The following is a 6543-nucleotide window of genomic DNA, read 5'->3' on the forward strand; positions in this document are numbered from 1 at the left end:
CATTAGGGGACCTATTGACCCTCAGGAGTGTCCTCACATCGGCCGCTTCCCGTAATGCATTCGGCCTCACTACCGTCGATCCGGACCAATGAACGAAATCCGATTGGCGGTGTACGCGGTGACTGTGACCGATTCGGACTTGGACACCGAGCGACCTCGGCTCAGCCTCGGCACGGCTGCGGCGCGGAACCTCGCGACCACGACCAAGTCCGTGCCCCAGATGCAGGGCATCACCTCCCGGTGGTTGCTCAAGATCCTGCCCTGGGTGGAGGCGAAGGGCGGTGCCTTCCGGGTCAACCGCAGGCTCAGCTACAACGTCGGCGACGGGCGGCTGACGTTCACCAACATCGGCGCGGACGTGCGGGTCATCCCCCAGGAACTCACCGAACTGGGGCTGCTGCGCGGTTTCGAGGACGTCGAAGCGCTCACCGCGCTGGCCGACCGCTTCGAGCAGCGCGAGTTCGAGCCGGGCGCGGTGCTGGTGGAGTCCGGACAGCCGCAGGACTCGGTCTACCTCATCGCGCACGGCAAGGTGAACAAGATCGGCCAGGGCGAGTACGGCACCCAGACCGTGCTCGGCACGCTGGCCGACGGGGAGCACTTCGGCGGCCAGGTGCTCGCCGGCCCGCAGGGCGAGTGGGAGTTCACCATCAAGGCCGTCACCCCGGTGATCGCCCTGGTGCTGCCGTGGGCCGTGTTCGAACAGCTCAACGGCGAGGCGGGCGGCCTGCGCGCGCACATCCAGCGGGCGATGGCGACCGGCAACGGCCGGTCCAACGCCTACGGTGAAGCCGAGATCGACATCGCCTCCGGCCACGACGGCGAACCGGACCTGCCCGGCACGTTCGTCGACTACGAGGTCGCGCCGCGCGAACTGGAGCTCAGCGTCGCGCAGACCGTGCTGCGGGTGCACAGCCGCGTCGCGGACCTCTACAACCAGCCGATGGACCAGGTCGAGCAGCAGTTGCGGCTGACCATCGAGGCGCTGCGCGAGCGCCAGGAACACGAGATGGTGAACAACCGCGAGTTCGGCCTGCTCAACAGCGCGGACCTCAAGCAGCGCATCCACACCCGCAGCGGTCCCCCCACCCCGGACGACATGGACGACCTGCTGGCCACCGTGTGGAAGGAGCCGACCGCGTTCCTGGCCCACCCGCGGGTCATCGCGGCGTTCGGCCGCGAGTGCAGCAAGCGCGGCATCTACCCGTCCACCATCGACATCAACGGGCACCACGTGCCCGCGTGGCGCGGTGTGCCGGTCCTGCCGTGCAGCAAGATCCCGGTCACCAAGACCCGCACCAGCTCGATCATGCTGCTGCGCGCCGGCGAGCAGAACCAGGGCGTCATCGGCCTGCACCAGACCGGCCTGCCCGACGAGTACCAGCCCGGACTGTCGGTGCGGTTCATGGGCATCAACGAGAAGGCGATCATCTCCTACCTCGTCAGCGCGTACTACTCCACCGCGATCCTCGTGCCGGACGCGGTGGGTGTGCTGGAACACGTCGAAATCGGCCGCGAAGACTAGTCCCTCGACCAGATTGGCAGCTGAAGTGACCGTGACAGACCCCGGCCTCCTCCCTGAAGAGGCCGAGCAGCAGCGGCAGAGCCTGAGCACCGCGGGCGCGCGGAACCTGGCCAGCACCACCAAGTCCACCCCTCAGATGCAGGGCATCTCACCTCGGTGGCTGCTGCGAAAGTTGCCCTGGGTGTCCACCCAGGCAGGCACCTACCGGGTCAACCGACGCCTCACCTACGCGCTCGGCGACGGTCGGGTGAGCTTCACCAGCACCGGCGCCGAGATCCGCGTGATCCCGCAGGAACTGCGCGAACTGCCCCTGCTGCGCGACTTCCCGGACGACGACGTGCTGGTCGCGTTGGCGGACCGGTTCCAGCAGCGCGAGTTCCAGCCCGGCGACGTCGTGGTCACCTCCGGCGACCGGGCCGACGAGGTCTACCTCATCGCGCACGGCAAGGTGAACAAGATCGGCCAGGGCGAGTACGGCGCCCAGACCGTGCTGGACACGCTGGCCGACGGTGACCGCTTCGGCGACGAGGTCCTGATCGGCGACGCGACCGAATGGGACTTCACCATCAAGGCGGTCACCCCGGTGATCGCCCTGGTGCTGCCGTGGCGTTCGGTGCAGGAGCTGAACGGGCAGGCCGACGCGTTGCGGGCGCACATCGAGGCGGTCCTGCGCAACAACGGCAAGCCGCAGAACAAGCACGGCGAGGCGGAGATCGAGATCGCCTCCGGCCACGAGGGCGAGCCGGACCTGCCGGCCACGTTCGTGGACTACGAGCTGTCGCCGCGCGAGTACGAGCTGGAAGTCGCGCAGACCGTGCTGCGCGTGCACAGCCGCGTCGCCGACCTCTACAACCACCCGATGAACCAGACCGAGCAGCAGTTGCGGCTGACCATCGAGGCCCTGCGCGAGCGGCAGGAGCACGAGATGATCAACAACCGCCGGATCGGGCTGCTGCACAACGCCGACCTCAAGCAGCGCATCCACACCCGGACTGGTCCCCCCACTCCGGACGACCTGGACGAACTGCTGTCCCGGCGGCGCAAGACGGCGTTCATGCTGGCCCACCCGCGCACCATCGCGGCGTTCGGCCGGGAGGCCAGCAAGCGCGGCCTGTACCCCGGCACGGATCTCGTGGACGGCACGCAGGTCGTCACCTGGCGGGGTGTGCCGCTGCTGCCGTCGGACAAGATCCCGATCACGCGCCAGGGCACCAGCTCGATCCTGGCCATGCGGGTCGGCGAGCAGGACAACGGCGTGATCGGCCTGCACCAGCCCGGCATCCCGGACGAGGTGCAGCCCAGCCTGAACGTGCGGTTCATGGGCATCAACGAGAAGGCGATCGTCTCCTACCTGGTCAGCGCCTACTACTCGGTGGCGGTGATGGTGCCCGACGCGCTCGGCATCCTGGAGCACGTGGAGATCGGTCGGTCCTGACCACGCCGGAGTCGATGGCAGCCGGGCCGCCGCGCCCGGCTGCCCGTCCTCCGCTGCCCGTCCCCACGGCCTTGCGGGCTCGGGCGCATCCCCCGAACAGGAGTTGTGGCGATGACCGACCTGGACGTGAGCCTCGAGCACCGGTCCGCGCACGAGGTGTTGAGCTGGAGCCGTGCCGGGGTGGACCCCGCGATGCGGGCGGCGGTGGACCGGTTGCCGGACTCGATGCGGGCGATCGCGGGCTACCACTTCGGCTGGTGGGACGAGAGCGGCAGGCCGACGGACGCGGACGCGGGCAAGGCGATCCGGCCCGCGCTGGTGCTGCTGGGCACGCAGGCGGTGGGCGGCGCGGTGAACGCCGCGCTGCCGGCCGCGGTGGCGGTGGAGTTGGTGCACAACTTCTCGTTGTTGCACGACGACGTGATGGACGGCGACACGACCCGGCGGCACCGGGCGACGGCGTGGCACGCGTTCGGCGTGAACCCGGCGATCCTGGCCGGTGACGCGTTGCTGACGTTGGCGCTGGACGTGCTGGCCGGTAGTGGGCACCCGAAGGCGCAGCAGGCGATCCGGGTGATGTCCGGCGCGGTGCAGCGGCTGTTGGACGGGCAGAGCGCGGACCTGGCGTTCGAGGAGCGCGCGGACGTGCGGCTGGCGGAGTGCGTGCGGATGGCCGAAGGCAAGACGGGCGCGCTGCTGGGCGCGTCGTGCGCGTTGGGCGCGATGTTCGGCGACGGCCGGCCCGACCAGGTGGAGCACCTGCGGTCGTTCGGCGAACAGGTCGGCTTGGCGTTCCAGTTCGTGGACGACCTCCTCGGCATCTGGGGCGATCCCGAGGTGACCGGCAAACCGGTGTACTCGGACCTCCAAAACCGCAAGAAGTCCCTACCTGTAGTAGCCGCCCTGACCTCCGACACACCGGCCGCCCGCGAACTGCACTCCCTTTACCACACCGAAAGCCAACTCACCCCCGCCGACCTGGCCCACGCCGCGGACCTGATCGAGACCTCCGGCGCACGCGCATGGGCCCAGAGCCGAGCCGACGACCTACTCGCAAGCGCACGGGAACACCTCCGCGCCGCCCAACCCACCGAACGCGCCGCCCAAGAACTAGACGCCGTAGCCCGCCTAGCCACCCGCCGCGACCACTGATCCCCTCGCCCCCGCCTGCCGCTCAAACCCGACCGTCCACTTGACCGCCCACTTGACGAGGAGCCGTTCGCATGGCCCTTCCTGTTGTGCTGCTGGCGTCACCCCGGTCGTTCTGCGCTGGGGTGGAACGCGCCATCGACATCGTCGATCGACTGCTGGACCAACGCGGTGGGCCGATCCACGTGCGCAAGCAGATCGTGCACAACACCCACGTGGTGGCCGAGTTGGAGGCGCGTGGCGCGGTGTTCGTGGACGAGCTGGACGAGGTGCCGGACGGGGCCACGGTGGTGTTCTCCGCGCACGGGGTGTCGCCCGCCGTGCGGGAGGAGGCCGCGCGGCGTGGGCTGGAGGTGGTCGACGCGACGTGCCCGCTGGTGACGAAGGTGCACGCGGAGGCGAAGCGGTACGCCGCGCGCGGTGACACGGTGGTGCTGATCGGGCACGCCGGGCACGAGGAGGTCGACGGCACGCTCGGTGAGGCGCCCGGCCAGATGGTGCTGGTGGAGAGCGTCGCGGACGTGGAGGCGCTGGAGGTGCCGGACCCGACCAGGGTCTCCTACCTGACCCAGACGACGCTCGCGATGGACGAGACGGCCGAGGTGTTGGCGGCGTTGCGGGCGAAGTTCCCCGAGTTGCGGGGGCCTTCGTCGGCGGACATCTGCTACGCCACCACGAACCGGCAGGACGCGGTGCGCGAGGTCGCGGGCGAGGCGGATCTGGTGCTGGTGGTGGGTTCGGCGAACTCGTCGAACTCGGTGCGGCTGGTGGAGTTGGCCCGCCGGGTGGGCACGCCCGCGCACCTGATCGAGGACGCGTCCGAGATCCTGCCGGAGTGGCTGGTCGAGGCGCGGGTGGTCGGGGTGAGCGCGGGGGCGTCCGCGCCGCCGCGGCTGGTGGACGAGGTGATCGAAGCGCTGGGCGCGTGGGACGTGCAGATCCGCGAGACGGCACGGGAGACCATCCAGTTCACCCTGCCGGCCGCGGTGAGGACACGATGACGTTGCTGGACGCGATCGTGGGTCCCGCCGATGTCAAGGCGTTGCCCGCGTCGGCGCCGCCAGTACTCGCACAGGAGATCCGCCGGCTCCGGTGAACCGGGTATCACCACCTCCGTCCTCAAGCGACTGAAGGAGAACAGTTGACCACCCTCCAACTCGCGCCACCGGTGCGACGGCGTCGACCGGGTCGGTGAGATCGCCCGCGCGGCGGGTGCGGCGCATGCCGATCGCCCGCAGCAGCGCCAGTTCCCGGGTGCGCTGCGCGACGATGACGGAGAACGTGTTGAGGATGATGAAGATGCCGACGAACAGGGCGATGCCCGCGAAGCCGAGCAGCACGAAGGCCGAACTCGTTGCCGCGGTTGACAGTTGGATCGAGTTCTACAACAGTGTGCGGCGGCACTCCGCGCTGGGGATGCTCAGTCCCGACGACTATGAGAAGTCACTCCGAGCGGCTGCCTGAACCTCGTAAGCCCCTGTCCACCGTTCGGGGTGAACCTCAATCACCCTCTGCTACGCCAATCGATGCCGCGAGGTCGCAAGGGCTCCGAGAGCGGCAATTCGGTCGCGGCCGTTGTCTGCAGGCTTGTGAGCCCGTACACAGGCCAGCGGCGTCGTCGCGTAGGGCGCGGCGGCGGTCGGGCAACCACCGCTGGAACGGGTACGCGCTCTCGGCTGACGGCACGTGGTCGGCTGCCTGGCATGGCTCGGCCCGTCGCTACGCGCCGGCGTCGCCGAGGTCATCACCGTCGTGGACGGGACCGCCGCCGAGATCGAGGCGTTCGTCGACCACTTCCGCTCCGGCAAGCGGCCTCTCGCACGGCCCGCGGCCGTCTCCTCCACCTGCGGCTGTTCTTGCATCGCCGATACATGCCACGGATGAACGGTTGTGCGCCCGGATGGTTCGACGAAGTCCCACCGCCGGCCCTCGGGGTGGAAAGGCGATCCCGGCTGGGAGGGAACCTCCTGTCGGGGCTCTACGGGGGCCCATCCTCGGACTGATCAACGAGTACGAACCCGCGGCAGTCCAACGCGCAGGACGCTCCTATGTTCGGTCAAGGGGTGACCGGTGGTGATTCGAGTTGTCGGTAGAGCTGTCGGGCGATATAGCGCTTGAGGCAGCGTTTGATCTCGCGGTCGGTTCGGCCTTCGGCGCGGCGGCGGTCGGCGTAGGCGCGGGTGCGTGGGGCGTGGGGCGTGGTGCAGTCGGCACAGGGCCACGGTGTGCAGGGCGCGGTTGAGTTGGCGGTCGCCGGAGCGGTTGAGCCGGCGGCGCACCGTGCGGCCCGAGGACGCCGGGATCGGGCCGGCACCGACAGCGGCGGGCGGACAAGTCCCGCCAAAGGCATCACGCCAGTCAGGCCAAGAGTCACGCCCACTGCCTCCGGCTACCAGCCCACCATCAACGGACCGGTCGGGCCATACTCACAGTC

General features: G+C 69.5%; 6 protein-coding genes and 1 pseudogene. 5 read left to right on the forward strand and 2 right to left on the reverse strand.

Annotated elements, in window-relative coordinates:
* Positions 1-118: 118 nt before the first annotated feature.
* The 4 genes from ALI22I_RS43500 to ispH all read left to right on the forward strand — a co-directional run bounded on the left by ALI22I_RS43500 (position 119) and on the right by ispH (position 5110).
* Positions 119-1525, forward strand: coding sequence for a family 2B encapsulin nanocompartment shell protein (locus ALI22I_RS43500; RefSeq protein WP_077012035.1), 1407 nt, complete (start codon positions 119-121; stop codon positions 1523-1525).
* A 25-nt stretch (positions 1526-1550) separates the two neighbouring features.
* The gene (locus ALI22I_RS43505) at positions 1551-2960 is read left to right on the forward strand and encodes a family 2B encapsulin nanocompartment shell protein (RefSeq protein WP_077011434.1); all 1410 of its coding nucleotides are present in this window, start codon (positions 1551-1553) and stop codon (positions 2958-2960) included.
* Positions 2961-3071: 111 nt separating this feature from the next.
* Complete coding sequence (locus ALI22I_RS43510) at positions 3072-4112, forward strand: family 2 encapsulin nanocompartment cargo protein polyprenyl transferase (protein ID WP_077011435.1); 1041 nt, start codon at positions 3072-3074, stop codon at positions 4110-4112.
* A 71-nt stretch (positions 4113-4183) separates the two neighbouring features.
* Positions 4184-5110, forward strand: a complete 927-nt coding sequence (ispH, locus tag ALI22I_RS43515; protein WP_077011436.1) for a 4-hydroxy-3-methylbut-2-enyl diphosphate reductase — start codon at positions 4184-4186, stop codon at positions 5108-5110.
* A 33-nt stretch (positions 5111-5143) separates the two neighbouring features.
* On the opposite strand, the gene ALI22I_RS51645 is transcribed toward ispH, so the two are convergent.
* A complete protein-coding gene (locus tag ALI22I_RS51645) occupies positions 5144-5449 on the reverse strand; it encodes an FtsX-like permease family protein (RefSeq protein WP_179118548.1) in 306 nt (101 codons plus the stop codon).
* Between ALI22I_RS51645 and ALI22I_RS55805 the strand changes: the two genes are divergently transcribed.
* Positions 5427-5573, forward strand: coding sequence for an integrase core domain-containing protein (locus ALI22I_RS55805; RefSeq protein WP_179118549.1), 147 nt, complete (start codon positions 5427-5429; stop codon positions 5571-5573). The two genes, ALI22I_RS51645 and ALI22I_RS55805, sit on opposite strands and share 23 nt — an antisense overlap.
* 592 nt (positions 5574-6165) lie before the next feature.
* Here the strand turns inward: ALI22I_RS55805 and ALI22I_RS43535 are convergent.
* Positions 6166-6424: pseudogene (locus ALI22I_RS43535) on the reverse strand (transposase); the annotation flags it as partial.
* Between the last annotated feature and the right edge of the window lie 119 nt (positions 6425-6543).

The organism is Saccharothrix sp. ALI-22-I (assembly GCF_001984175.1).
Classification (GTDB): Bacteria; Actinomycetota; Actinomycetes; order Mycobacteriales; family Pseudonocardiaceae; genus Actinosynnema.

Excerpts from the sequence above, each read along its gene's own strand:
- ALI22I_RS55805 (WP_179118549.1), top strand. The coding sequence starts at position 5,427 with ATGCCCGCGAAGCCGAGCAGCACGAAGGCCGAACTCGTTGCCGCGGTT.
- ALI22I_RS43510 (WP_077011435.1), top strand. The coding sequence starts at position 3,072 with ATGACCGACCTGGACGTGAGCCTCGAGCACCGGTCCGCGCACGAGGTG.
- ispH (WP_077011436.1), top strand. The coding sequence starts at position 4,184 with ATGGCCCTTCCTGTTGTGCTGCTGGCGTCACCCCGGTCGTTCTGCGCT.